Consider the following 25,544-nt stretch of genomic DNA (forward strand, 5'->3'; position numbering starts at 1 on the left):
ATGACCAGCCCCACCCCGCACGGCCACCCGCCGGAGAGCCGTGCCCGGCACCCGCATGAACATGCCCGCTCGGTTGCCGACCACGCCGCCGCCGTCGCAGCACTCCTGCAGCCGCTCCGGGCGGCGGGACGCACCGAAACGCTCCCACTCAGCAGGGCCCTGGGCCGTGGGCTGGCGGCCGATGTGACAGCGCCCGTCAGCCTGCCGCCATTCGCCAATTCGCAGATGGACGGTTACGCCGTCCACTCCGGCGACATTCCCGACGGCGGCGCGGACCTGGAGACCATGCCCCCGGTAGCCGCCGGATCAAGGCCGCCCGCGCTCGAACCGGGGACGGCGGCGCCCATCATGACAGGTGCCGTGATCCCGGCCGGGGCGGACGCCGTCGTACCCATTGAACGGGCCGTGCCGGACCACTTCCTGGAACCCGCCCGGGGCGGCACCGTCAGGCTGCCCGCCACCGGACCCGGCGCGTACGTGCGGTCCGCCGGCAGCGACATCGCGGCGGGGGAGCTGGCCCTGGCCACCGGGACCTGCCTGGGGCCGGCCCAGCTGGGGCTGCTCGCCGCGTTGGGCCTGGCCGAGGTGCCGGTCTACCGGGCGCCCACCGTCCTGCTGGTCACCACCGGGGACGAAGTGGTGGAACCCGGCCGGCCCCTCCCGCCCGGGAAGATCTACGATTCCAACGGAACCCTCCTCGAAGCCGCCATGACGCAGGCCGGCCTCACCGTCCGGCGGGCCGGTATCTCCACCGACAATCCCGATGAACTGCGCGGCCTGCTGCGTTCCGAGGGCCAAGGCGCCGATCTCATCGTCACCACCGGCGGGGTCAGCAAGGGCGCTTACGAAGTGGTGCGGCAGGCGATGGTGGATCAGCCCGTCGATTTCCTGCACGTGGCCATGCAGCCCGGCGGCCCCCAAGGCCTGGGAACGTTCGACGGCCTCCCTTTCCTCGGGTTCCCCGGTAACCCCGTCAGCTGCCTGGTGTCCTTCGAAATGTTCCTCCGCCCCGCGCTGTCCGGACTCCTGGGCGCACCGGCGGCCAGGCTGCCGCTGCGGGCACGCCTTGCCCACCCGCTCACGTCCCCCGGCCACAAACACCAGGTCCGGCGGGGCAGCCTGCAAGCCGGCGGCACCGTGCGGCTTGAGGGTGGTGAGAGTTCCCACCTGATGCATGCGCTCGCGGGCTCGAACGTCCTGGTCCACGTCCCCCACGGCGTCACGGAACTCGGCGCCGGCGATGAGGTGGAAGTATGGATGCTGTGAACGCAGAACAGACCCCCGCCCTGACGCACCTGCGCCAGGACGGCAGTGCCCAGATGGTGGACGTCTCAGCCAAAGCCGAGACCACCCGGGAAGCCACGGCCACAGCTACCGTCCGGACCACCTCGGAGGTCATGGAACTCCTGGGGGCCGGGGGCCTGCCCAAGGGCGACGCGCTGGCCGTGGCCCGGGTGGCCGGCATCATGGCTGCGAAGAAGACGCCCGACCTCATTCCGCTCTGCCACCCGTTGCCCCTGGCCAAAGTCACCGTCGATTTTGACCTCGGCCCCGATACCGTCACCATCAGTTCCACCGTGAAGACCCGCGGCGTCACCGGCGTGGAAATGGAGGCCCTGACTGCTGCGTCCGTTGCGGCCCTGAGCGTTTACGACATGATCAAGGCCGTGGACAAGCACGCCGTCCTGACGGATATCAAGGTGCTGGCCAAGAGCGGCGGCAAGAGCGGAGACTGGGCGCTGTGACCAACACCAAGCCCCTCGGCGCCCCCGAGCCGCACCGGCACGGCGACGCCCAGGGACGGAAAGCCGGCGTGGTGATCGCCTCCACCCGCGCCGCAGCCGGAATCTACGTTGACGAGACCGGCCCGGTGATCAGCGATTGGCTGGCCGAGCACGGCTTCGATGTCTTTCCGCCGATGGTGGTCCCGGACGGTGAGCCCGTGGGCGCCGCCATCAGGGCGCTCCTGACCCAGCGTCCCGCCGTCGTGATCACCAGCGGCGGGACAGGCCTGAGCCCGGACGACCGGACTCCGGACGTTACGCTGCCCCTGCTGGATCGGGAGATCCCGGGCATCATGGAAGCCATCAGGCGGGCCGGCGCCGCAAAAACCCCGCTGGCCGCCCTGAGCAGGGGCCACGCCGGGGCCGCCGGCGCAACCTTTATTGTGAACCTGCCCGGCTCACCCAAGGGCGTCATGGACGGGCTCACCGTCCTGGACCCGGTGATCGGGCATCTCTGCGACCAGCTGGAAGGCGGACATGGGCACTGACGCGGCATTCGAGGTGGTCCGGGCAGTCCTCAGCGCGGACCCCATCTCCGTCGACCAGGCGATCGCAGCGGTGGAAAGCGACACCGCGGGAGCCGTGGTCAGCTTCAGCGGCGTAGTACGCAACCACGACGCCGGCAAGGCAGTCGAGCGGCTCAGCTACAGTGCGCACCCCACGGCACACCAGGTGATGGCCGACGTCGTGGCCCGCCTGGTTGCCGAGCAGGACGCTGCGCCGGGCGCAGGCGGCGACGCCGTCCGGCAACCCGTCCGGATCTGGGCGGCGCACCGGATCGGGATGCTGGAAATCGGCGATCCAGCCTTGGTGTGCGCGGTCTCCGCGGCGCACCGCGGCCAGGCTTTCGCGGTCTGCTCGGAGCTGGTGGACCGGATCAAGGAGCAGGTTCCCATCTGGAAGGAACAGTTCTTTTCCGACGGCACCGTCGAATGGGTCGGCGCGGACGGCTGATGCCTGCTGCGTCCGCGCACCGGCCCGGCCAAGCCGGCGTGGTTGTCCGCTCCGTTGCGAGGTAACGCACAGGGACCGGTTCCTGCGGCAACCGGTCCCGCCGGTAGGCTGGATGGCATGACCGAACAACACTCCGCCCCCAAACTGGTAGCCGTCCTGGGCGCCAACGGACGCATGGGCGCCGAGGCCGTAAAAGCCATTGACGCCGCGCCCGACATGAAGCTTGCCGCAGCCCTGGGGCGGGGTGACTCGCTGGAGCAGCTGACGTCCTCCGGTGCGCAGTACGTAGTGGACCTCACGGTTCCCGAGAGCACCGAAGCGAATGTCCGGTTCGCCGTTGAACACGGCATGCACGCCGTGGTGGGCACCACGGGCTGGGACGCGGACAAGCTGTCCGCGCTGGAGTCCGTCCTGGCCCGGCACCCGGAGGCCGGAGTGCTCATCGCCCCGAACTTCGCCCTCGGGTCCGTCCTGGCCTCGGCTTTCGCAGCCAAGGCCGCCCAATACTTCGAGTCCGTGGAAATCATCGAGCTGCACCACCCGGACAAGGTGGACGCCCCGTCCGGCACCGCCGTCCGGACTGCCCAGCTCATCGCCGCCGGGCGCAGCGCAGCGCAGGTGCCGCCCAGCCCTGATGCCACCACCAGCGAACGTGCCGGTGCCCGCGGCTGCGACGTGGATGGCGTCCGGGTGCACAGCGTGCGGCTCCGCGGGCTTGTGGCGCACCAGGAAGTGCTGCTGGGCGGCCCCGGCGAGCAGCTGACCATCCGCCACGACTCTTTCGACCGTGCGTCCTTCATGCCCGGCGTTCTCCTGGGCGTTCGGCAGGTAGCCTCGCACCCCGGCCTGACCGTGGGGCTGGACGGTTACTTGGACCTGGGGCTCTGAGAATGAACGGGTTCGTTGCCGGCTTCCGGAAGAACCGCACCAAGATCTGGGTGGGAGCGGTGACGCTGCTGCTGGTCTTTTACCTGGTGGTGTCCTTCCAGCGCTCACTCCTGCTCCTGGCCGACAGCAACCTCACGGCGAAAGCCATTGGCGCGGCGTACCTGGTGCTGCCCGTGGTGGGCGCGTGGGCCCTGATCCGCGAACTGATGTTCGGTGCCCGCACCGAGCAGATGGCCAAGGTCCTGGAAGCCGAAGGCGGGTTGCCGGTGGATGAGCTGCCGCGGACGCCCGGCGGCCGGATCGTCCGGGCGGCGGCAGACGCCGAGTTCGAAAAGTACCGCATCGAAGCCGAATCGGCTCCGGACGACTGGCGCTCATGGTTCCGGTTGAGCTGCGCTTACGACGCCGCCGGAGACCGCAAGCGGGCCCGGGCCTCCATGCGCGACGCCGTCCGGCTGTTCACAGCCGCTTCCTAGCAGCGGCCCTTCCCGTGGCCGGCCAAACGGCCGGCGCCTGCATGTGATTCTTGCGATGGGCATTTCTGCCCATCGCAGCCGCATGCCGCCCGCGGTATGTTCGTCTGGCAACAATTTCCGGCCTGGGGGCGGAGATGGGGTGGGCGGGTTCTCCGCCACAGTCGTCCTTCGAAACCCCGTTTGCCTGCACCGATCCCGCACGAAGGACGACCAATGAGCCAGCCGCCTTACCCCCAGCCCCAATACCCCCAGCCGCCCCACAGCGGACCGGCCGTGCCCCCGGTCCCGCCGGCACCCTCCCCGTTTGGCGGGCCGTACCCAACGAGCCCCCAGGGGGAATACCAGCCGGGCGCCTACCCGCAGGTTCCCTACGGTGACGGGCCGCGCAAGTCCTTTCTTGCCACCTGGCTCCTGTCCCTGCTCCTGGGCACCTTCGGGGCGGACCGGTTCTACCTCGGCAAGACCGGTTCCGCCGTGGCCAAGCTGCTGACGGCGGGCGGCCTGGGTATCTGGGCCATCGTGGACCTGGTCATGACCTTGACCGGGAACACCAGGGACATCCATGGCCGCCCGCTGGAGGGGTATCCGGAGAACAAGAAGAAGGCCTGGATCATCACCGCCGTCGTCTGGCTTGTGGGCGCTGTTGCGGGAACGGTCCTGGCCATTGCCTCCATCGCCGTGGTTTCCGCTGCCGTTGAGGGCTTCAACGTCCCGGCCCAGGCGCCCCTCCCGGCCTCCCCGGCCGCACCGGCGCCGTCACCGGGCACGTCCACGGAAGCGAACTCCTCGGTGGTGACCATGTCCGAGGGCAACACGGTCAGGGTAGGAGTGCTGGATTCCATCTACACCGCCGAGATTCCCGGCATGTCCTACCTGGAACCAAAGAACGGCGGATTCCTGGCTGTGCAGGTGTCCTGGGAGACGGTGAGCGGTACCAGCTTTGCCACGCCGTCGAACTTCAGCGTCTTTGACGCGGACGGCAAGGAGGGCGAGCTGATCTACCTGGACAAGGAAATCGGTGGCCTGCAGACCGACGAGGTGGGCGCCGGTGATTCGCGCCAGGGCGTTATCGCTTTCGACGTCAAGGAGGGCCCCGTCACGGTGGTGGTCACCAATGACTACGGCGACCAGGCGTCCAGTTTCACCGTGACCCCGCAGTAGCAGGCCTCGGCAGCACGCCGCGGCCCAGTCGGCCCGCGGCGTGGCCCAGCCATTCCAGCGGGCCGCGCCACGCCAACCTGGCAAACACCACGCCAATGGTGATGGCAACGGCGGCGTGTGCAAAGTACATGCCGTCCTCGGTCCAGCCGGCCGGCAACGGCTTCAGGTAGAAGTTCGACAACACCCAGACGTGGACCGTGTACAGGGTCAGGGTCATGGCCCCTGCGCCGCGCAGGGGCAGCAGCAGGTCCAGGTCAATCCACTCGGCGAGCCGCCCCAGCAGGAGGCACGCGCCGATGACGGCCGCCGCCACCGCCGAGGTGTGGAGCAGGTCAAGGGGGGTCCCGGAGTGCGGAGCAGCTGATGCCAGCCACCACCAGGAGCCGTCCTGCGGGAGCCCCGCCAGGTTTACCTGCAAGACACTGCCCAGCGGATAGCCGGGGGCGTTGACGACTTTCTCCAGGGCGGCCAGGCCACCCCAATCCTCGATCGCGGCCACCCCGATGGCCTTGGCGGTGACGGCCACCACCGTTCCGCCCACCAGCAGGAGGACAGGGACCAGTGCCTTGGCAAGGACCAGGCGGCCGATGGCCAGGCCCACCAGCAAGTAGGCAAGCCACTGCACCACCGGGTAGTAGCCGGTCAGGAAGAGGTCGCCCAGCAGCTGGCCGGGGGTGCCCAGGTCCTCCCACCGCGGGTTGTGGCCCAGCTTCAGTGGCGGCTCAGCGGCAAGGAGCCAGGGGCGCAGCAGGTAGGCCAGCGCGGGTGACGCAAGGATCCAGCCCGCGGCCCAGGCGCACAGGCTTTTGGCGCCCAGGCCCAGGAATGGCAGTACGCACAGGAACAACACGGCGTAATGGACCAGGATGACGGCCACGTTCACTTCCAGGCCGCCGAGGGTAAGTCCGACGGCGGCAATCACCAGGGCCCGCAGCGCCACACCGCGGCGGGCCTTCGCGAGATCGGGACCGGACAGCGGCTGGTGCTTTCCGGTGGACAGGGCAAGTCCCACCCCGGCCAGCACGGCGAAGAGGGCCGCGGCCCGTCCGGAGAAGGTGAGGCCGATCCAGGTCGGGGTGAGGTTGGCGTTCGACTCGAACGTTGGCAGCAGGTGCGTGGCCATCATGCCCAGAAGGGCGAGGCCCCGCGCTGCATCGATGCCGCGAAGACGGCCCGGCTGGTTCGGCCCGGGGGCCTTTCGCGACCGGGTGGCCGGGGTGCGGGACGTCATGACCCGATCGTCTCACATGCCCGCGCGGCGCGGCTTGCCGGTGAGGTGACGGGTGGCCGCCGGCGGACTATCGTGCCGATGCGGTGGCGGCGCACCCTTGTGTTCGAATATATGTTCGAATAACATGGCGGAATGGACACGCCATCATCCGGAATCCCCGCCCGGCGGGAAAGCCTGCAGCCGGCACATACCCACTCAGCCAACCTGCCGCTGAGGGCAATGAGCCCGGGCGTGGTGGACTACCTGTTCCGGCAGCTGGTGTCCGGGCGGCCGTCAGAGGACCTCCAGTGGGAGCGGGAAGGCATCGCCCTCTCGGCCCAGCCGGAGGGGGCGGAACTCGCCCGGCGGCTGTCCGAGACGGATATCGATGCCCTGACGCCCACCGAGCTGTTCCATTACGTGCGGGCCGCGCAGCGGCTCGCTGCCTGGGCGGAGGACCTCCGGCAGGCCGCCGTCGGCCGCTATTGCCACGCCGGAACAGACGCGCCGGGGCCCGGCAGCCAGGCTGTTTGACGCTCGTCACGCCCGTGGCATTGTCCTAACCAGCCGGGGACAGGGTAACGTTTTTTCCATGGCTGATTCTTCCGCGCACATCCCTGCCCTCGGTACCCTCCTGACCGCCATGGTCACGCCGTTTACCAAGGACGGCGCAGTGGACTACGACCAGGCGGCGGCGCTGGCCAGCAAGCTCGTCGACGACGGCTGCGACGGGCTGGTGGTCACCGGCACCACCGGTGAGACCTCAACCCTGACCGACGAAGAGAACCTCGGCATGTTCCGCGCGGTGAAAGACGCCGTCGGTGGCCGCGCCGCGATCATTGCCGGTACCGGCACCAACGACACAGCCCACTCGGTCCACCTGTCCAAGCAGGCCGCTGCCCTCGGCGTCGACGGACTGCTCCTGGTGACCCCTTACTACAACAAGCCGAGCCAGGCCGGTGTCCGCGCCCACTTCGAGACCGTCGCCTCCGCCGTGGACGTTCCGGTCATGCTCTACGACATTCCGGGCCGGTCCTCCATCGCGATCGAACCCGACACCATGATCCGGCTGGCCCAGCACCCCAACATTGTGGCCGTCAAGGACGCCAAGGCGGACCTCGTGGCGGCAACCCGGGTCATGGCCGAAACCGACCTCCTCTTCTACTCCGGCGACGACGGACTGACCCTGCCGTGGATGGCGCTGGGCGCCGTCGGACTGGTGGGCGTCACCACCCACGTGGCCACCCGCCGCTTCCGCGAACTCATCGACGCCGTCAACGCCAACGACCTCGGCACCGCCCGGAAGATCAACGTTGAACTCCAGCCGGTGGTCCGGGCAACCATGACCCGCGTCCAGGGGGCCGTGGCGGCCAAGCAGATTCTTAAATGGCAGGGAGTCCTGCCCAACTCGATTGTCCGTTTGCCCCTCGTGGAGCCGGACGAAACCGAGATCGAAACCATCCGCGGGGATTTGGCGGAAGCTGGGCTGGTCTTCTCCTGAGGCTAAGACCGGCACCCTTCCGCCTGGAAAGTAGTGCATTATGACCCAAACTGCCCTTACCGGCCTTGTCACCCCTCCGCGCCTGCCCCAGGGCACGCTGCGGATCGTTCCGCTGGGCGGGCTGGGGGAGATCGGCCGGAACATGGCCGTGTTCGAAATCGACGGCAAGCTGCTGATCGTGGACTGCGGCGTCCTCTTCCCTGAGGAAACCCAGCCCGGCGTCGACCTGATCCTGCCCGACTTCTCCTACATCGAGGACCGGCTGGATGACGTCGTGGCTGTCGTCCTCACGCACGGCCACGAGGACCACATCGGCGCCGTGCCGTACCTGCTGCGCCTGCGCAACGACATCCCGCTGGTGGGTTCGCAACTGACCCTCGCCCTCATCGAGGCCAAGCTGCAGGAACACCGCATCCGGCCCTACACACTCACCGTGGAGGAGGGCCAGGTGGAGAAGTTCGGCCCCTTCGACTGCGAATTCGTGGCCGTCAACCACTCCATCCCGGACGCCCTGGCCGTCTTCATCCGCACTGCGGGCGGAACGGTCCTGCACACCGGCGACTTCAAGATGGACCAGCTGCCCCTTGACGGCCGGATCACCGACCTCCGGCACTTCGCCAAGCTGGGCGAGGAGGGCGTGGACCTTTTCATGTCCGACTCCACCAACGCCGACGTGCCCGGATTCACCACGGCCGAGAAGGAAATCGGCCCCACCTTGGAGCGCCTCTTCGGCCAGGCCACCAAACGCATTATCGTGGCGTCCTTCTCCTCCCACGTCCACCGCGTGCAGCAAGTCCTCGACGCCGCCGCCAAGCACAACCGCAAGGTGGCCTTCGTGGGCCGCTCCATGGTCCGCAACATGGCCATCGCGGAAAAGCTTGGCTACCTGGATGTTCCCGCCGGATTGATCGTGGACATCAAGAACATCGACAACCTGCCGGACAACCGCGTGGTGCTGATGTCCACAGGTTCCCAGGGCGAGCCCATGGCCGCCCTGTCCAGGATGGCCAACGGCGACCACCGCGTGGTGGTGGGCGACGGCGACACCGTGATCCTGGCCTCCAGCCTCATCCCGGGCAACGAGAACGCCGTGTTCCGGATCATCAACGGCCTCCTGAAGCTCGGCGCCGATGTCATCCACAAGGGCAACGCCAAGGTCCACGTCTCCGGCCACGCCGCCGCGGGTGAGCTGCTGTACTGCTACAACATCCTTGAGCCCTTGAACGCCATGCCCGTCCACGGCGAAACCCGGCACCTCATCGCCAACGGCAAGATCGCCATCGAGTCCGGCGTGCCCGAGGCGAGCGTCATCCTTGCCGACAACGGCACAGTCATCGACCTCCGCGACCACCAGGCAGACATCGTCGGCCAGGTGGAAGTGGGCTTTGTCTACGTTGACGGGTCCAGCGTGGGTGAAATCACCGACGCCGACCTCAAAGACCGCCGCATCCTGGGTGACGAAGGATTCATTTCGATCATCACGGTCATCCACCGCGCCACCGGCAAGGTGGTGTCCGGTCCGGAAATTCACGCCCGCGGCGTCGCCGAGGACGATTCCGTCTTCGACGACATCATCCCCAAGATCAACGCCGCGCTGGAGGAAGCAGTCCAGAACCACGCCGACCACACCAGCCACCAGCTCCAGCAGGTGGTGCGCCGCGTCGTGGGCACCTGGGTCAACCGCAAGCTGCGCCGCAAGCCCATGATCATCCCGGTGGTGCTCGAGGCCTGAGCGCCCCGCGCGGCCCGGCTGCGACACTGAGCTGCGCGGACAACGTCGCTGCACCTCCGATAAGGCCCGGTTCCCAGTGGACCGGGCCTTTTCGTGCGTCCGGCCATGCGCATCCGCAAGCGCATCGGCAAGCCCCGGCAGGCGGCCCGGCAGCCCCGACATCCCCGGAATCACAGCATGCTTCCGGTACCGTGGCTACTATGGCCACACGTACTACTTCCGCGCCCAAAGGTACCGGCAGGGGCAGCTCCGGCAGCAAAGCCGGAAGCTCCACAGGCCGCGGAACCGGCTCCACAGCCGGCAAGACAGGGCGCGGCGGCTCAACCAGCACCGCACGCACCCGACAGCTTCCCGCCGTCGAACACCACCAGCCCTGGCTCCTGCGCGTCGTGGGCGGGGCATGGCTCGGAATCGGGCACCTGGTGGGCGGGGGAGTACGCCGGATCGGCTACGACGTCAGCGACCTCCCCGCGGACGAACGCCGCGACGGTGCCGCGCTGTTCAACCTGGCCCTGGGTGTGTTCATTGCCACGTTCGCCTGGTGGGGCCTGACGGGCTGGTTCCCGGACGCCGTCTACGCCGTGGTCAACGGAACCTTCGGCTGGCTCTCCCTGCTGCTCCCGCTCATGCTCTTTGTCTGCGCGTTCCGCCTGTTCAGGCGCCCCTCGGACGGCCGGGGCAACAATCGGGTGGGCATCGGCTTCCTCATCATGACCTTCGCCGGGTGCGGCCTGGCCCACATCCTCGGCGGCCAGCCCACGGTTGCCGATGGCTTCGACGGCCTCCGCAAAGCCGGCGGCATGCTCGGCTTCCTGGCCGCCAGTCCCTTGGCCGCCATCCATCCCGCCGTGCCGGTGGCACTCTACGGGCTGCTGGCCTTCGTTTCCCTGCTGATCATCACGGCCACCCCGTTCACGGCCATCCCGCGCCGCCTTCGCGGAGCCTACGAGCACCTCATGGGCATCGACCTGATGGACCAGGACCTGACCGCGGACACCCACGACCGCAGCTACCTCGAACGCCCCGCAGCCGCTGAGCCCAAAAAGAAGAAGCGCAGGTTGTTCGGCAAGGACCAGGAGCCCGATGCCGGCCTGGAAGGCTACGTGGGCGACGAAGCTTTCGAACACGCGGTCATCGACGACGACGAGCCGGAGCCCGCGCGGCCCGCACCGGGCGTCCGGCGCCCCACCCAGGCGGAGATCGCCGTCGAAAAAATCAAGGCCGCGCAGGGCCTGGGCGCCGGCTCGGCCCCTCCCGCGGAGAACGCCACCGAGGCCATCCCGCTGGTCATTCCCGGCGCCGCGGCTCCCGGGAAACCGGCCGCCGCACCCACGGTGCCCTCGAACCCGGTAGCGCCCGCTCCGCCACCTGTGCCCATCCCGCAGCGGACCGAACAACTCTCCCTCGCCGGGGACGTCACCTACACCCTCCCTGCCTCGGACTACCTGACCCCCGGGTCCATCCCGAAGGAACGCACCGAGGCCAACGACGCCGTCGTCGCCGCCCTGACCGACACCCTGACCCAGTTCAACGTCGATGCCACCGTGACCGGCTTCAGCCGCGGCCCCACCGTCACCCGGTACGAGATCGAACTCTCGCCGGGCACCAAGGTGGAACGAGTCACCGCGCTGTCCAAGAACATCTCTTACGCGGTCGCCAGCTCGGACGTCCGGATCCTCAGCCCCATCCCGGGCAAGTCCGCGATCGGCATCGAGATCCCCAACACGGACCGCGAGACGGTCTCCCTGGGCGACGTGCTCCGCAGCCAGAACGCCCGCCGCACGGACCACCCGATGGTGATGGGCGTCGGCAAGGACGTCGAGGGCGGCTACGTGGTGGCCAACCTCGCCAAGATGCCGCACCTCCTGGTCGCCGGTGCCACCGGTGCCGGTAAGTCCTCGTTCGTGAACTCGATGATAACCTCCATCCTGATGCGCGCCACCCCGGACGAGGTGCGCATGGTCATGGTGGACCCCAAACGCGTGGAACTGACCGCCTACGAGGGCGTCCCGCACCTGATCACGCCGATCATCACCAACCCCAAGAAGGCCGCCGAGGCACTGCAGTGGGTGGTCCGCGAAATGGACGCCCGCTACGACGACCTCGCCAACTACGGCTTCAAGCACATCGACGACTTCAACAAGGCCGTCCGTGCCGGCAAGGTCCACCCGCCGGTGGACTCCAAGCGCGTCATCCGGCCGTACCCGTACCTGCTGGTGATCGTGGACGAACTCGCCGACCTGATGATGGTCGCCCCGCGCGACGTCGAAGACTCCATCGTCCGCATCACCCAGCTCGCCCGTGCCGCCGGCATCCACCTGGTGCTGGCCACCCAGCGGCCCTCCGTGGACGTGGTGACCGGCCTCATCAAGGCCAACGTGCCCTCCCGCATGGCCTTCGCAACGTCGTCCGTCACCGACTCCCGCGTGGTCCTGGACCAGCCCGGGGCGGAGAAGCTGATCGGCCAGGGCGACGCGCTCTTCCTGCCGATGGGTGCTTCCAAGGCGATGCGCGTCCAGGGCGCCTGGGTCACCGAGTCGGAGATCCACAAGGTGGTGGAGCACGTCAAGGGACAGCTCCAGGCCGTCTACCGGGACGACGTCGCCCCCGAGGCGGAAAAGAAGCAGATCGACGACGACATCGGCGATGACCTCGAGGTGCTGCTGCAGGCCACGGAACTCGTGGTCACCACGCAGTTCGGCTCCACCTCCATGCTGCAGCGCAAGCTCCGGGTGGGGTTCGCCAAGGCCGGTCGGCTCATGGACCTGCTCGAGTCCAGGGGAGTGGTGGGCCCTTCCGAGGGCTCCAAGGCCCGCGACGTGCTGGTCAAGCCGGACGACCTCGCGGCCGTGCTGGCCGCCATGAAGGGCCAGGACGCGCCGGCCGCCCCGGATTCGCAGACAGCCGCGCTCAGTGACAATGCCAACGCCAACATCGCCCAGGGCGGCTACGCAGAGGACCTGGTGGCCGCGGACCTGGACAAACGGAAGCAGAACGTTGAGTACTACGACGGCTCCGATTCCGCTCCCGGCGGGTACGGCGATGACGACGACGGCTCCGAGGACGCCTGGTCGCTGACCGGACGGTAGGGCCGCGCCGGCGTTGCGGCAGCCCCGGGAAGGTAGCCTAGGTACGTGACTAGCACCGATGCCACCGCCGCCGGCCCGCGCCGTGCCGGGGTCTGGAACCTTCCCAACGTCCTGACCATGATCCGCATCGCGCTGGTCCCGTTCTTCGTGTGGTTCCTTGTGGCGGATGCCCCCGGCCTGCGCAGTGAGGCCGGGCCGTGGCGCTGGGCCGCGGTGGCGGCGTTCGCCGTCGCCATCTACACGGACAAGCTCGACGGCGATATCGCCAGGAGCCGGAACCTTGTCACGGACTTCGGCAAAATCGCCGACCCCATCGCGGACAAACTGCTCATCGGATCGGCCCTGGTCATGCTTTCCCTGCTGGGTGAACTGCCGTGGTGGGCAACGCTGGTGATCCTGGTCCGGGAATGGGGTATCACGGCCCTGCGCTTCTTCGTCATCCGCTATGGGGTCATTCCCGCTTCCCGCGGCGGAAAGCTCAAGACCGTCGTGCAGACCGCAGCGATCTTCCTGTATTTGCTCCCCTTGGGCGCCTTTGCGCCGTGGCTGGTGTGGGTTGCTTTCGCCGTCATGATGGCGGCGCTGGCCATCACCGTGTGGACCGGCGTCGAGTATGTCATCGAAGCCCTGCGCCTGCGCGCGAAGGGGCGGCAGGCAGGAACGGCGAAAGGACAGGAACCGTGAGCAACCTCCACCATCTCGCCGGACAGGCCGTGCGGCAGGCACTTGACGCTGGACTGACCGTTGCCACGGCAGAGTCCCTGACCGCCGGCATGGTCTCCGCCGTCCTCGCCGACACCCCCGGCGCCTCCGGCATGCTTCAGGGCGGCGTCGTGGCGTACCAGAATTCGGTCAAGGAAGGCGTACTCCACGTCCCCGCCGGGCTCCTGGCAAGGGTCGGCTCCGTCGACCCGGACGTCGCCCGCGCCATGGCGGCAGGAGCCCGCGACGTCCTGGGCGCCCACCTCGGGGTTTCCACCACCGGCGTGGCCGGTCCGGAGCCGCACGACGGCAAACCCGTGGGGCGGGTCTATGTCGGGATTGCCACCGCCGCCGGTACCGCGGCATTTGAATACTCCTTCACCGGCAGCAGGCCTGATATCCGCGCCGAAGCGTGTGCGGCGGCCCTCGAAAGACTCCTCGAGGCGATCTCCGCCTGACGCTTGCCCGCTCAAGTTACCGCACGTAAAGTTGCCGGGAACAAAAGCCGGTACCGATTAGTTATTACATTGTGTCGCTTCCGGAGAGCGGAGGCGCCTAGGATGAAACGACCAGACGGTCCGCCTTTCGGCGGACCTGACCAATGAGGGAGCAAGGCGATACAGATGGTAAAGCAGCCCGTATCCGTAAACGGCGTTGTCCGCTGGAAGGATGTGGGCCTCGCCGAACAGGCTAAGAGCGAACAGAAGGAGCGCAAGATGGTGGTACTTCGTCACGAAATCGGTGATGTGCTGCGCGATGTCCGCCAGCGTCAGGGGCGCACGCTCCGTGAAGTTTCGCACAGCGCCCGCGTTTCCCTGGGATACCTCAGCGAAGTGGAGCGTGGCCAGAAGGAAGCCTCGTCGGAGCTCCTGTCCTCGATTTGCTCGGCCCTGGACGTGCCGTTGTCCAGCATGCTTCGGGAGGTCAGCGATCGGGTGGCGGTAGCCGAGGGCGTTGCAGTTCCGGACACCGTTCCGCAGGAATTCTCCCAGCGTTACGGCCGTGACCTGGAACGCGACCTCAACGCTGAACTGAACGACGAACTCTCCACAGGCCTTCTCTCCGGCGCCCGTTAGGGGCAGCCCCCACCCGTTGGGTGGGCCGTGGAACCAGGAAGCCCCCGGCATGGCCGGGGGCTTCCTTGCGTGAAGGCGGTTAGCTCTCCTGTGCCGGCGACGCGCCCGGTGCTTCCTTCGGGAATCCGTCGGGCTCGTAGGTGGCGTTCAGCTTGGCCATGTAGCGGGCCAACTCCTGCAGGTCCTCCACCGGCCATTCCCGCAGCCGTTCCTGAAAGACCTGGCGCCGGGCGTCCTGGACCTGGTGCATCTTTTCCTCCCCCTTGGGCGTCAGCCGGATGGCCTGCGCCCGGCGGTCCAGCGGATCGGCCTCCTTGGAAACCAGCCCCAGGCCTTCAAGGAATGCGATCTGCCGGCTGACGGAGGGCTTGCCCACCCCGATGTTCATTGCCAGTTCGGTCAGCCGGATGGGCCCCTCCCGGCGGATCACGGTCAACAGCCCGTACGCCGCAGGCTCCATGTCCGGGTGCACTTCCCGGGACAGCTGGTTCGAGATGGCCCGGGCCCGCCGCCAAAAAAGACTGATCTGGTGTTCGACGTTCTGCAGGGCCGTATCGGCAGCAGAATCGACTGCTACATCAGCCGGCGTGCCATCGGGGGAGTTGCTCATGGCAACAATTCTAGGGTCCACACTCATGAGAGGATTTACCGATGCGAATCAGCGACTACTGGCGGCTCATGGATGACGAGTTCGGCGCGGGCTACTCCCGCGTGCTGAGCAGTACCTTGGTCCTGGCCGGGGTCGGCGGGCGCACCGCGGACCAGGCGCTGGCCGCCGGGGTGGAGCCGCGCAAGGTATGGCTTGCCGTCTGCGACCTCCAGGACGTGCCGGCGGACCGCCGGCTCGGCCGGGACATAGCCCCCCGCCGCGACTGACGCCCGCCGGGCACGGACCATCCGCCGGCCGGCCGGGCCCTCCTGCCGACCGGTCCGGGAACCCTTGCCAGACACGCCGCGCGACCATCCTCTTCGAATACCTGTTCGGATAACGCTATGCTTTTTCTATTGGGTTTATCCACATAGCCGATGTCCTGAGGCCGGAATGTCAGTGGGTCCCCTTAGCGTCAGAGATGACCAACAAGACGGCCGCACAGGCCACCATCGAGAAAGCATTAGAGGTGTCAACCATGGCGGCAGCCCCGGATCGTGCAAAAGCGCTGGAAGCAGCACTTGCCCAGATTGACAAGCAGTTCGGCAAGGGATCGGTGATGCGCCTGGGCGACGAAGTCCGTGCCCCCATCGAAGTCATCCCTACCGGGTCCATTGCCCTGGACGTCGCCTTGGGCATTGGCGGGCTGCCCCGTGGCCGTGTGGTGGAGATCTATGGGCCGGAATCGTCAGGTAAGACCACCGTGGCACTGCACGCCGTTGCCAACGCCCAGCGGCTGGGTGGCATCGCTGCCTTCATCGACGCCGAGCACGCCCTGGACCCGGACTATGCCGCGAAGCTCGGCGTGGATACCGACGCCTTGCTGGTCTCGCAGCCGGACACCGGTGAACAGGCTTTGGAAATCATGGACATGCTGGTGGGCTCCGGCTCCCTGGACATCGTCGTCATCGACTCCGTCGCCGCCCTGGTCCCGCGTGCTGAAATCGAAGGCGACATGGGCGACAGCCACGTTGGCCTCCAGGCACGGCTCATGAGCCAGGCACTGCGTAAAATTACCGGCCGCTTGAGCCAGACCAAGACCACCGCCATCTTCATCAACCAGCTCCGCGAAAAGATCGGCGTGTTCTTCGGTTCCCCCGAAACCACCACCGGTGGCAAGGCGCTGAAGTTCTACGCGTCGGTCCGCATCGACGTCCGGCGCATCCAGACCCTGAAGGAAGGCGCTGATTCGGTCGGCAACCGGACCAAGGCCAAGATCGTAAAGAACAAGATGGCCCCGCCCTTCAAGGTGGCCGAGTTCGACATCATCTACGGCCAGGGCATCTCCCGCGAAGGCGGCATTATCGACATGGGCGTCGAGCACGGCATCATCAAGAAGTCCGGCTCCTGGTTCACGTACGATGGCGACCAGTTGGGCCAGGGCATGGAGAACTCGCGCCGGTTCCTCCGCGACAACCCCGAGCTTGCCGCCGAACTGGAGCGCCTCATCAAGGAGAAACTCGGTGTGGGCGTGAAGCCGGCGGAGGACGAGTCCAAGGACACGCCCAAGCTGAAAGCCGTCGACGGGTTCTAGCCCTTGACATGGTCTCCCGAGGCGCATCCTCCTGACGCCAGGTCACCCAAATCCGGTTCCCGGCGGCGCCGCTCCGCCAACCCCGCCCGTGGGGCAACGGAGCGGTCTGCTGTGCCCGAAGATCCCCTGGCAGAGGACGCCGAACCGGATCCTGCCGGGGTGGCCAAGGCCATCGTGTACCGGCAACTGACGGCCTCGCCGAAGAGCAGGCTGCAGCTTGCCCGGAAACTGGCCGAACGAAACATTCCGGAACGCGTGGCAGAGGAAGTCCTGGATAAATTCCAGGAAGTCCGCCTGATCGATGACGCCGAATTTGCTGACATGTGGGTCAGGAGCCGATCCCAGTCCCGCAAGCTCGCCAGGGGAGCTCTCCGGCGCGAGCTGTCGGAGAAGGGCATCGACCCCGAAACCGCTGCCGCGGCCCTGGAACAAGTGACCGACGCCGACGAGGAAACTGCCGCCAGGACCCTGGTTGAGCGCAAGCTGCGGCCCGGAACAAGCCTGTCAGACCCGGCCGAACGGGATAAAGCAGTGCGCCGTCTGGCGTCCATGCTGGCGCGAAAGGGCTACCAGCCCGGGCAGGCGTTCAGGATCGTCAATGAGGTACTCGGTTCAGTCCAGGATCCCGACGGTGACCCGCTCCAAAGCCGGTACCCTTAACGGGTGAGTTTGACCATTCCTTCCCCCCATTCCGGCACCACCCCTTCCGTTGAACCCGGGACGGGTCCGCAGCCCGGAGCCCGGCCGCGTACCTACCAGGTGCGGACGTTCGGGTGCCAGATGAACGTCCACGACTCGGAGCGGATGGCGGGACTCCTTGAAGACGCCGGGTACGTTCCCGCGGAAGGCGAGCAAGCCGACGTCGTGGTGTTCAACACCTGCGCGGTGCGCGAAAACGCTGACAACAAGCTCTACGGAAACCTCGGGATCCTGGCGCCCGTCAAGGCGGCGAACCCCGGGATGCAGATCGCGGTGGGCGGATGCCTGGCCCAGAAGGACCGGGAAACCATCCTCAAGAAGGCGCCCTGGGTCGACGCCGTTTTCGGCACCCACAATGTTGGTGCGCTCCCGGCCCTGCTCGACCGGGCCCGGCACAACGACGAAGCACAGCTGGAAATCCTGGAGTCCTTGGACGTGTTCCCGTCCACGCTGCCCACCAAGCGCGACTCCGTGTACTCCGGCTGGGTGTCCATCTCCGTTGGCTGCAACAACACCTGCACGTTCTGCATCGTGCCGGCCCTCCGGGGTAAGGAAAAGGACCGCCGCCCGGGTGAGATCCTCGCCGAAATCCAGGCCCTCGTGGACGACGGCGCCATCGAAGTCACGCTGCTTGGCCAGAACGTCAACTCCTACGGAGTGGAGTTCGGCGACCGCCAGGCCTTCTCCAAGCTCCTCCGTGCCTGCGGCGAAATCGACGGGCTGGAACGGGTCCGTTTCACCAGCCCGCACCCGGCGGCGTTTACCGACGACGTCATTGAGGCCATGGCGGCAACACCCAATGTCATGCCCCAGCTGCACATGCCGCTGCAGTCCGGCTCGGACAGCATCCTGAAGGCCATGAAGCGGTCCTACCGGTCCACCAAGTTCCTCGGCATCCTGGACAAGGTCCGGGACAGGATCCCGGACGCCGCTATCTCCACCGACATCATCGTCGGCTTCCCCGGCGAGACAGAAGAGGACTTCCAGGCCACGCTCGACGTCGTCGAGAAGTCGCGCTTTGCCACCGCCTTCACCTTCCAGTACTCCAAGCGGCCGGGGACCCCTGCCGCCGACCTGCCGGACCAACTGCCCAAAACCGTGGTCCAGGAAAGGTTCGAACGGCTCACCGCACTGCAGGACAGGATCGCCGCGGAGGAGAACCGGAAGCAGCTCGGCCGGCGGCTGGAGGTCATGACCACCGCCCAGTCGGGGCGCAAGTCCGAGGAGACGCACCGGCTCTCCGGCCGGTCCAGGGACCAGAGGCTGGTACATTTCTCGGTTCCTGAAGGCGCGCCGGCCCCGAGGCCGGGCGACCTCGTAACAGTCACCATCACCGAAGCCGCTGCCTTCCACCTGGTGGCCGACCCCACGCCGGAGGACTACAGCCTGCGCAGGTCGCGCGCCGGGGACGCGTGGGACCGGTCGCAGGCCGATTCCTGCGGCGCGCCGGTGCCAGGGAGCGGGGCTGGACAAAAGGGTGTCTCGCTGGGCATGCCTTCGCTGCCGCTGCGCACCCGCTGACCGGTGGCCGCCCCGCCCGTCATCGCCGTCGTCGGTCCCACTGGCTCCGGCAAATCGGATCTTGCCGTCAACCTTGCCCTGGAACTCGACGGCGAGGTCATCAACGCCGACGCCATGCAGTTCTACCGGGGAATGGACATCGGCACCGCGAAGATGTCCGTGGCCGAGCGCAAGGGCGTGCCGCACCACCTCCTGGACATCATGGACGTCACGCAGGAAGCGAGCGTCTCCACGTTCCAGGAGCAGGCCCGCAACGTGATAGCGGCTGTCCATGCCCGCGGCAAGAGGGCCATCCTCGCCGGCGGCTCGGGGCTCTACGTACGGGCCGCCCTGGACGTACTGGAGTTCCCCGGTACGGACGCCTCATTGCGCGCGCGGCTTGAGGCCGAATACGCGGAACGCGGGACGGCAGAACTCCTGGCAAGGCTCCGCGCCGTGGATCCCGTATCGGCCGAGCGGCTCTCTGATGCCCGGCGGATCATCCGCGCCCTGGAAGTCCACGAACTCACCGGACGGCCCTTCAGCTCCTTCATGCCCCGCCGGGAGTACCACCAGCCGGCTGTCCAGGTGGGCCTGGCCGCGGACCGTGATGTCCTGCGGGAGCGCCTGGCAGCCAGGGTCCACCGGATGGTGGGCGCCGGGCTGCTGGCAGAAGTGGGGACGCTTGACGCCCAAGGCCTGCGGACCGGGAAGACAGCCTCCCGGGCCCTCGGCTATTCACAGTTCCTGCGGGTCCTCGACGGCGCCTCAACCGTGGCGGACGCTGCGGCGGAAACCATTGTGGCCACCCGCCAATTTGCCCGCCGCCAGCTCACATGGTTCCGCGCCGACCCCCGCATCACGTGGCTGGACTGGCAGGATCCGGAACTTGCCGGCAAGGCTGCAATGCTCTGCAGGTAACCGCGGTTTCAGCGGCAGCGGCATCCGCCGCTACGCTTGGGACCATGAATGCTACCCCCGTCGAAACGTCCGGATCCGCCCTTCGTGCCATGGGCGGCCTCCGCTTTTCCAAGGGGCACGGCACGGGCAACGACTTCGTCCTGGTAGCCGATCCTGAGGGCACCCGCAGCTTCGATGCGCACCAGGCAGCGGCCCTGTGCGACCGGCACCAGGGAATCGGCGCCGACGGGCTGATCAGGGCCGTGCCCTCCCGCTTCCTGCCGGAGGGCAGGGAACTGCTGCTGGACACCCCCGGCGCGGAATGGTTCATGGATTACCGGAACGCGGACGGTTCGCTGTCCGAAATGTGCGGAAACGGGGTCCGGGTGTTCGTCCACTTCCTGCGCACCGAGGGGCTGATCGACCTGCCCGACGGCGGTTCACTTGCCATCGGGACGCGCGGCGGGGTCAAGACCGTGGTCCGTACCGGGAACGACTACGCGGTGGACATGGGCCCCTGGGAGTTCATCTTTCCCGGCGAAGCCAGTGCCAAGGCCATGGATTCCCTCGTCGCTGCCGACGGGCTGGAGGTTCCCCGGCCGGCCTTGTCCGTGAGCATGGGGAACCCGCACACCGTGGTGGCCCTCGCCGAGCTGTCCGAGCTGGCCGGCACCCGGCTTTTCACCGCGCCGAAAGTCGATCCCGTCCCGGCAAACGGAACCAACGTGGAGTTCGTCGTTCCGGCTGAGCCCCTTGTGCACGACGGCGTCGGATCGGTGACCATGCGTGTGCATGAACGCGGTGTGGGGGAGACGCAATCCTGCGGCACGGGCGCCTGCGCGGCCGCCGTCGCCATCCGGCACTGGGCAGGTGCCGAGGCTCCCGACGTCTGGCGCGTCCATGTTCCCGGAGGGGTTGTAGGCGTCAAGTTCTTCGCCGGACCCGGCGGCCACGAGCATGTTGAGCTCAGCGGTCCGGCGGTCATTGTGGCGAGCGGGACGCTTTCCTGACCTTCAGGATCCGGAAGGACTTGGCGGTCGATTCGCGCGTCACGGTGAAGGAGCTGTCCAGTTCGGCGGCCAGCCAGCGCTGCAGCGAGTCCGAGCCCAGGTTCTTCTGGACCACGAGCCACGCCGTCCCGCCCTCAGCCAGGCGGGGGAGCCACAGCTTCAGCAGGGCATGCAGTTCTTCCTTGCCGATCCTGATGGGCGGATTGGACCAAATGGTGTCGAAACGCACTTCGGGGTCTACGGCCTCAGGCGTGCTGGCAACGACATTGGACAGGCCCAGCGCCTCGGCATTCTCGTTGGTCAGGGTGATGCACCGTTCGTTGACGTCCACCGCGTAGACCCTTGACTGGGGCGCCAGCAGAGCCATGGTGAGGGCCACCGGCCCCCAGCCGCAACCAATGTCCAACAGGTTGCCGTGGGGGTTCGGCGCAGGGACCTCCGCCAGAAGTACTGCAGTGCCCTTGTCGATGCCGTCCGGGCTGAAAATGCCCGAGGAGGTCTGGAGCCTGCGCGTTCCGCCGGCCAGTTCCACGGTGAGGGGCTTGCGGGTAAAGGGCCCGGCGGGGGACGTGCTGAAATAGTGAGCGGACTCCATAACTGGCCAGAGTAGTTCCCCCTGCAGCGTAATGGGAAACTGTGCCTGCGCCCCTCTGTTAGGCTAATGGGCATGTTCTTGATCTTCGAGTAGCCGGTACGGGCCCCGCCCGTTCCTGCCGCTGCCCAGCAGAGGCAGCCCGTCCCACAGCGACGCAGGTTCCCATGCCTTCCGCTTGTGCACCGGACCGGACCATTCCGTCCAGGCCCGGCCGCCGGACAGTACTCGAACGTCAGCCTTCCGCTGCGCTTCCTGCAATTCTCCGGCCTCGCCCGCCCAGCCGCCCCTGCAACGCGGCATCCCGGCCCCGGCACCGCCGCCGGCGGCCCCACCATCAGGAGGACTGCATGACCGCAGGCCGTCAGCCCAGCGCGAATTCTTCCCACCTTCCAACTAATCGGCACTATTCTGGAAATGCCGAATCTTCAAAGGAGACCATGACCAGCCAGCCAAACACCGGGTCCGATCCAGCCGCCCAGGACATGAGTCCCGAGGAAATCCAGGCTGTCATCGACCGGATCCTCGCCAAGGACGTACCGGCCCGGAAAGTCAGCACGCCCAGCGGCGACGGCAGCGGCACCGGAAAAGCTGTGCTCGGCAAGGCCCAGGCCATATCCCGCCTCGACGAAGAACATTCAACGTACGACGGCGACCAGCAGGACCTCGAGGAACGCAGGGCCCTGCGCCGCAGGGCAGGGTTGTCCACCGAACTCGAAGACGTCACCGAGGTCGAATACCGCCAGCTCCGCCTGGAACGCGTGGTCCTGGCAGGGCTCTGGTCCGACGGAACACTGGCCGACGCCGAGAATTCGCTGCGCGAGCTTGCCGCCCTCGCCGAGACGGCCGGCTCCGAGGTCCTCGACGGGCTGGTACAGCGGAGGGCCAAGCCGGATCCCGGAACGTTCCTGGGCTCGGGCAAGGCGCTCGAACTGAAGGACATCGTCATGTCCACCGGTGCGGACACCGTGGTGGTGGACGCCGAGCTCGCACCCTCGCAGCGTCGTGGCCTCGAAGACATCGTCAAGGTCAAGGTGATCGACCGTACGGCCCTGATCCTGGACATCTTCGCCCAGCACGCCAAGAGCCGCGAGGGCAAGGCCCAAGTGGAGCTGGCACAGCTGGAATACCTGCTTCCCCGACTCCGCGGCTGGGGCGAATCGATGTCCCGCCAGGCAGGCGGCCAAGTGGGTGGCGCCGCCGCCGGCATGGGCTCGCGCGGCCCCGGTGAAACCAAGATCGAACTGGACCGGCGCCGGATCCGTACGCGCATGGCCAAGCTTCGGCGCGAGATCGCCGCGATGAAGCCGGCGCGGGAAACCAAGCGGGCCAACCGCCGTCGTAACGAGGTACCGTCGGTGGCCATTGCCGGGTACACCAACGCGGGGAAATCCTCCCTGCTCAACAGGCTCACCGACGCCGGCGTCCTGGTGGAGAACGCCTTGTTCGCCACCCTGGATCCCACCGTCCGCAAGGCCGAAACCGCTGACGGCCTGGGTTACACCCTGGCCGACACCGTGGGCTTCGTCCGCTCGCTGCCCACCCAGCTGGTGGAGGCCTTCCGCTCCACCCTCGAAGAGGTGGCCGATTCGGACCTGATCCTGCACGTGGTGGACGCCTCGCACCCCGATCCCGAGGGCCAGATCGCCGCGGTCCGGAAGGTCTTCAGCGAAGTTGACGCCCGCAAGGTGCCTGAGATCATCGTGCTGAACAAGGCCGATGCCGCCGATCCCTTCGTGATTGAGCGGCTGAAGCAGCGCGAACCACGCCATGTGGTGGTCTCGGCCCGGACGGGTGAGGGTATTGCCGAGCTGCTGAAGGCCATCAGCGACGCCATCCCGAGGCCCAGCGTGAAGCTTGAACTGCTCATTCCGTACGACCGGGGCGACCTGCTCAGCAAGCTGCACGAATCCGACGCCGAAATCATCCACCTCGACCACGTTGAGGAAGGTACCAGGGCCGTGGTGATGGTCCGCGAGGGCCTGGCATCCGAGCTGGAACCATTCGCCCTCAATGACTGACCTCGCGGCCGGGGAAGCTGCGCAGGCGGCCGGCGAGCAGTTCGTCCTTGAACTGCTCGACCGCGCCGTCGCCGGCATGGGCGGACAAAGCCGCACCGGACAACACGAAATGGCCCGCCAGGTGGCCCGGGCCATCAGTTCGGGCAACCATCTCCTGGTCCAGGCCGGCACCGGGACCGGCAAGTCCCTGGCCTACCTGGTACCGCTCATTGCCCACGCGTTGGAAAGCAATAAGCCCGCCCTGGTGTCCACGGCCACGCTGGCCCTGCAAACCCAGATCGTGGGCAGGGACCTGCCCCGCCTCCTGAAGAACATCACCCCGGCCCTGGATCGGCCCGTCAAAGTGGCCCTGGTCAAGGGGCGGTCCAACTACGTCTGCCGCCACAAGGTGGAGGGCGGGTTCCCTTCCGAAGAGCCTTCGGAGGGCCAGCTGTTCTCCCTGGGCGAGGACACCAGCGTGCCGCACTTCGCCGCATCTGTGGGCGGTCCCGCCTCCCAGCTGGGCAAGGAAGTGGTGCGGCTGCGGGAGTGGGCCGAAAAAACGGCCACCGGCGACCGTGACGAGCTCCTTCCCGGCGTGACCGACCGTGCATGGCGGCAGGTGTCCGTGACCTCCATGGAATGCCTGGGGGCGCAAAAATGTCCCATGGCCGCTGAGTGCTTCAGTGAACTGGCGCGGCAGGACGCGGCCGAGGCAGACGTCGTGGTGACCAACCACGCCATGCTCGCCGTCAGCGCCTTCGAGGGGCTCGCCGTGCTGCCCGAATATGACGTCGTGGTAGTGGACGAGGCGCATGAACTGCAGGACCGCGTCACCGGGGCCGTCTCCGGGCAGTTGTCCGTCGCCATGGTGCACGCCGCCGCATCAGGTGCCCGCAAACACACGGCCATCACCGTTGACGCCCTGAACGCTGCGGCCGCCAACCTTGAGCTGGCCCTCGCCGGGGCCCCGAACGGCCTGCTGCCCAACGGCCTGAACGACGAACAGCTGGACTGCGTGGACCAGCTGCGTGAGGCCTGCCGCGCGGCGCTGTCCGATTCCAAGGGGGACAGCAACACCACGGCCGACGGCGGGCGGCAGCTCGCCCGGTCCCGCCTCATGCTGATCCTTGAATTATGCGAACGGCTGCTGGCTGCCCGGGAGAACCGCGAAGTGGTCTGGTTCTCGCGCGCGAGCACCTTCGACCCCGGCCAGGGTTACTCCCAGCCTGACGAGAATGCGCCGGTGCTGGTCAACATCGCGCCGCTGTCCGTTGCCGGGCGGCTGAGGGAAGGACTCTTCGCCGGCCACACTGTTGTGCTGACCTCTGCCACCCTGGCCATCGGGTCCGCGTTCGAACCGGCAGCTGGCGGGCTGGGACTGATAGGCGACGGAGCACCCAGCTGGACGGGGGTGGATGTCGGCTCACCCTTCGACTACCCCAAACAGGGCATCCTCTACGTGGCGGGACACCTGCCCAAACCCGGACGGGGTGTTTCGCCGGAAGCCCTGGAGGAGCTCGAGGCGCTCATCAAAGCATCCGGTGGCGGGGCCCTTTGCCTCTTTTCCTCGCGTCGGGCTGCGGAGGAGGCCGCCGATGCCCTGCGGCCCAAGCTCGATATGACCGTGCTCTGCCAGGGCGAGTCAACCATGACCGCCCTGGTCAAGCAGTTCGCGGACGAACCGGATACCTGCCTCTTCGGGACTATGTCCCTGTGGCAGGGGGTGGACGTTCCGGGCGGGTCGTGCCGGCTCGTGGTGATCGACCGGATTCCCTTCCCCAGGCCGGACGATCCCCTCATGACAGCTCGGTCGCGGGCCGTGGCCCAGGCCGGTGGCAACGGTTTCATGTCGGTGTCGGCTACCCACGCGGCCATCCGGCTGGCGCAGGGCGCCGGGCGGCTGATCCGGTCAACCGGCGACAAAGGAGTGGTGGCGGTGCTGGATTCGCGGCTGGCAACCGAACGTTATGCGGGCTTCCTGCGGGCCGCGCTGCCGCCTTTCTGGTCCACCACGGACCGCAGCAAGGCGCTGGCCGCACTCACCAGGCTCGGCGCGGAGGCCTCTGGATAGAGGCCTGCCGCGG

Annotated in this window: 25 protein-coding genes; 22 read left to right on the forward strand and 3 right to left on the reverse strand. The window is 67.6% G+C overall.

Going from position 1 to position 25,544, the window contains the following annotated elements:
* The 7 genes from AC4EEV_RS18400 to AC4EEV_RS18430 all read left to right on the forward strand — a co-directional run bounded on the left by AC4EEV_RS18400 (nucleotide 1) and on the right by AC4EEV_RS18430 (nucleotide 5,263).
* A complete protein-coding gene (locus AC4EEV_RS18400) occupies nucleotides 1–1,266 on the forward strand; it encodes a molybdopterin molybdotransferase MoeA (RefSeq protein ID WP_491329674.1) in 1,266 nt (421 codons plus the stop codon).
* On the forward strand, nucleotides 1,254–1,745 hold the full coding sequence (moaC, locus tag AC4EEV_RS18405; RefSeq protein ID WP_018763645.1) for a cyclic pyranopterin monophosphate synthase MoaC: 492 nt from the start codon (nucleotides 1,254–1,256) through the stop codon (nucleotides 1,743–1,745). The genes AC4EEV_RS18400 and moaC overlap by 13 nt, the downstream gene beginning before the upstream one ends.
* Nucleotides 1,742–2,272 carry a MogA/MoaB family molybdenum cofactor biosynthesis protein gene (locus tag AC4EEV_RS18410; protein WP_018763644.1) on the forward strand — a complete coding sequence of 177 codons (531 nt, stop codon included), beginning with the start codon at nucleotides 1,742–1,744 and terminating at the stop codon, nucleotides 2,270–2,272. Before moaC ends, AC4EEV_RS18410 begins: the two co-directional genes overlap by 4 nt.
* Nucleotides 2,262–2,738 carry a molybdenum cofactor biosynthesis protein MoaE gene (locus tag AC4EEV_RS18415; protein ID WP_018763643.1) on the forward strand — a complete coding sequence of 159 codons (477 nt, stop codon included), beginning with the start codon at nucleotides 2,262–2,264 and terminating at the stop codon, nucleotides 2,736–2,738. The genes AC4EEV_RS18410 and AC4EEV_RS18415 overlap by 11 nt, the downstream gene beginning before the upstream one ends.
* A gap of 117 nt (nucleotides 2,739–2,855) precedes the next feature.
* Nucleotides 2,856–3,626: a 4-hydroxy-tetrahydrodipicolinate reductase gene (gene dapB, locus AC4EEV_RS18420; protein ID WP_491329675.1), complete on the forward strand. Its 771-nt coding sequence runs from the start codon at nucleotides 2,856–2,858 to the stop codon at nucleotides 3,624–3,626.
* Between the two features lie 2 nt (nucleotides 3,627–3,628).
* Nucleotides 3,629–4,102, forward strand: coding sequence for a hypothetical protein (locus AC4EEV_RS18425; protein WP_018763641.1), 474 nt, complete (start codon nucleotides 3,629–3,631; stop codon nucleotides 4,100–4,102).
* A gap of 213 nt (nucleotides 4,103–4,315) precedes the next feature.
* Nucleotides 4,316–5,263: a TM2 domain-containing protein gene (locus AC4EEV_RS18430; protein WP_491329676.1), complete on the forward strand. Its 948-nt coding sequence runs from the start codon at nucleotides 4,316–4,318 to the stop codon at nucleotides 5,261–5,263.
* Here AC4EEV_RS18430 and AC4EEV_RS18435 read toward each other — a convergent pair.
* The gene (locus tag AC4EEV_RS18435) at nucleotides 5,244–6,494 is read right to left on the reverse strand and encodes a heparan-alpha-glucosaminide N-acetyltransferase domain-containing protein (protein ID WP_491329677.1); all 1,251 of its coding nucleotides are present in this window, start codon (nucleotides 6,492–6,494) and stop codon (nucleotides 5,244–5,246) included. The genes AC4EEV_RS18430 and AC4EEV_RS18435 overlap by 20 nt on opposite strands.
* Before the next feature lie 132 nt (nucleotides 6,495–6,626).
* Here AC4EEV_RS18435 and AC4EEV_RS18440 point away from each other — a divergent pair, with 132 nt between their 5' ends.
* From AC4EEV_RS18440 to AC4EEV_RS18470, 7 genes are all read left to right on the forward strand, one after another.
* Nucleotides 6,627–7,007: a hypothetical protein gene (locus AC4EEV_RS18440; RefSeq protein ID WP_491329678.1), complete on the forward strand. Its 381-nt coding sequence runs from the start codon at nucleotides 6,627–6,629 to the stop codon at nucleotides 7,005–7,007.
* Between the two features lie 58 nt (nucleotides 7,008–7,065).
* The gene (gene dapA, locus AC4EEV_RS18445; protein ID WP_018763637.1) at nucleotides 7,066–7,974 is read left to right on the forward strand and encodes a 4-hydroxy-tetrahydrodipicolinate synthase; all 909 of its coding nucleotides are present in this window, start codon (nucleotides 7,066–7,068) and stop codon (nucleotides 7,972–7,974) included.
* A 40-nt stretch (nucleotides 7,975–8,014) separates the two neighbouring features.
* Complete coding sequence (locus AC4EEV_RS18450; RefSeq protein ID WP_491329679.1) at nucleotides 8,015–9,706, forward strand: ribonuclease J; 1,692 nt, start codon at nucleotides 8,015–8,017, stop codon at nucleotides 9,704–9,706.
* 200 nt (nucleotides 9,707–9,906) lie between these two features.
* Complete coding sequence (locus tag AC4EEV_RS18455) at nucleotides 9,907–12,795, forward strand: FtsK/SpoIIIE family DNA translocase (RefSeq protein ID WP_491329680.1); 2,889 nt, start codon at nucleotides 9,907–9,909, stop codon at nucleotides 12,793–12,795.
* 45 nt (nucleotides 12,796–12,840) lie between these two features.
* On the forward strand, nucleotides 12,841–13,479 hold the full coding sequence (pgsA, locus tag AC4EEV_RS18460) for a CDP-diacylglycerol--glycerol-3-phosphate 3-phosphatidyltransferase (protein ID WP_285320604.1): 639 nt from the start codon (nucleotides 12,841–12,843) through the stop codon (nucleotides 13,477–13,479).
* Entirely contained in the window at nucleotides 13,476–13,955 is a 480-nt protein-coding gene (locus tag AC4EEV_RS18465; protein WP_109044899.1) for a CinA family protein, read from the forward strand. The genes pgsA and AC4EEV_RS18465 overlap by 4 nt, the downstream gene beginning before the upstream one ends.
* Before the next feature lie 165 nt (nucleotides 13,956–14,120).
* Nucleotides 14,121–14,573, forward strand: coding sequence for a helix-turn-helix domain-containing protein (locus tag AC4EEV_RS18470; protein WP_018763632.1), 453 nt, complete (start codon nucleotides 14,121–14,123; stop codon nucleotides 14,571–14,573).
* Nucleotides 14,574–14,652: 79 nt separating this feature from the next.
* Here AC4EEV_RS18470 and AC4EEV_RS18475 read toward each other — a convergent pair whose 3' ends face one another.
* On the reverse strand, nucleotides 14,653–15,183 hold the full coding sequence (locus tag AC4EEV_RS18475) for a MarR family winged helix-turn-helix transcriptional regulator (protein ID WP_491329681.1): 531 nt from the start codon (nucleotides 15,181–15,183) through the stop codon (nucleotides 14,653–14,655).
* A gap of 41 nt (nucleotides 15,184–15,224) precedes the next feature.
* Between AC4EEV_RS18475 and AC4EEV_RS18480 the strand changes: the two genes are divergently transcribed.
* The 6 genes from AC4EEV_RS18480 (at nucleotide 15,225) to dapF (ending at nucleotide 20,865) form a co-directional block, all read left to right on the forward strand.
* Nucleotides 15,225–15,449 (forward strand): DUF3046 domain-containing protein, encoded by a 225-nt coding sequence (locus AC4EEV_RS18480; RefSeq protein WP_018763630.1) that lies wholly within the window; start codon nucleotides 15,225–15,227, stop codon nucleotides 15,447–15,449.
* Nucleotides 15,450–15,700: 251 nt separating this feature from the next.
* Nucleotides 15,701–16,756, forward strand: a complete 1,056-nt coding sequence (gene recA / locus AC4EEV_RS18485; protein WP_026265110.1) for a recombinase RecA — start codon at nucleotides 15,701–15,703, stop codon at nucleotides 16,754–16,756.
* Between the two features lie 111 nt (nucleotides 16,757–16,867).
* A complete protein-coding gene (locus AC4EEV_RS18490; RefSeq protein WP_491329682.1) occupies nucleotides 16,868–17,416 on the forward strand; it encodes a regulatory protein RecX in 549 nt (182 codons plus the stop codon).
* Between the two features lie 3 nt (nucleotides 17,417–17,419).
* Nucleotides 17,420–18,976, forward strand: a complete 1,557-nt coding sequence (gene miaB / locus AC4EEV_RS18495) for a tRNA (N6-isopentenyl adenosine(37)-C2)-methylthiotransferase MiaB (protein WP_491329683.1) — start codon at nucleotides 17,420–17,422, stop codon at nucleotides 18,974–18,976.
* Nucleotides 18,977–18,979: 3 nt separating this feature from the next.
* A complete protein-coding gene (gene miaA / locus AC4EEV_RS18500) occupies nucleotides 18,980–19,876 on the forward strand; it encodes a tRNA (adenosine(37)-N6)-dimethylallyltransferase MiaA (RefSeq protein WP_491329684.1) in 897 nt (298 codons plus the stop codon).
* A 44-nt stretch (nucleotides 19,877–19,920) separates the two neighbouring features.
* The gene (gene dapF / locus AC4EEV_RS18505) at nucleotides 19,921–20,865 is read left to right on the forward strand and encodes a diaminopimelate epimerase (RefSeq protein WP_491329685.1); all 945 of its coding nucleotides are present in this window, start codon (nucleotides 19,921–19,923) and stop codon (nucleotides 20,863–20,865) included.
* Here the strand turns inward: dapF and AC4EEV_RS18510 are convergent.
* Nucleotides 20,837–21,460 (reverse strand): class I SAM-dependent methyltransferase, encoded by a 624-nt coding sequence (locus AC4EEV_RS18510; RefSeq protein WP_018763624.1) that lies wholly within the window; start codon nucleotides 21,458–21,460, stop codon nucleotides 20,837–20,839. The two genes, dapF and AC4EEV_RS18510, sit on opposite strands and share 29 nt — an antisense overlap.
* 437 nt (nucleotides 21,461–21,897) lie before the next feature.
* Between AC4EEV_RS18510 and hflX the strand changes: the two genes are divergently transcribed.
* Both hflX and AC4EEV_RS18520 read left to right on the forward strand, forming a co-directional pair.
* Nucleotides 21,898–23,478, forward strand: coding sequence for a GTPase HflX (gene hflX, locus AC4EEV_RS18515; protein ID WP_109044894.1), 1,581 nt, complete (start codon nucleotides 21,898–21,900; stop codon nucleotides 23,476–23,478).
* Entirely contained in the window at nucleotides 23,471–25,531 is a 2,061-nt protein-coding gene (locus AC4EEV_RS18520; RefSeq protein ID WP_491329686.1) for an ATP-dependent DNA helicase, read from the forward strand. The genes hflX and AC4EEV_RS18520 overlap by 8 nt, the downstream gene beginning before the upstream one ends.
* Nucleotides 25,532–25,544: the final 13 nt, after the last annotated feature.

Source organism: Pseudarthrobacter sp. MOO14 (assembly GCF_058267675.1).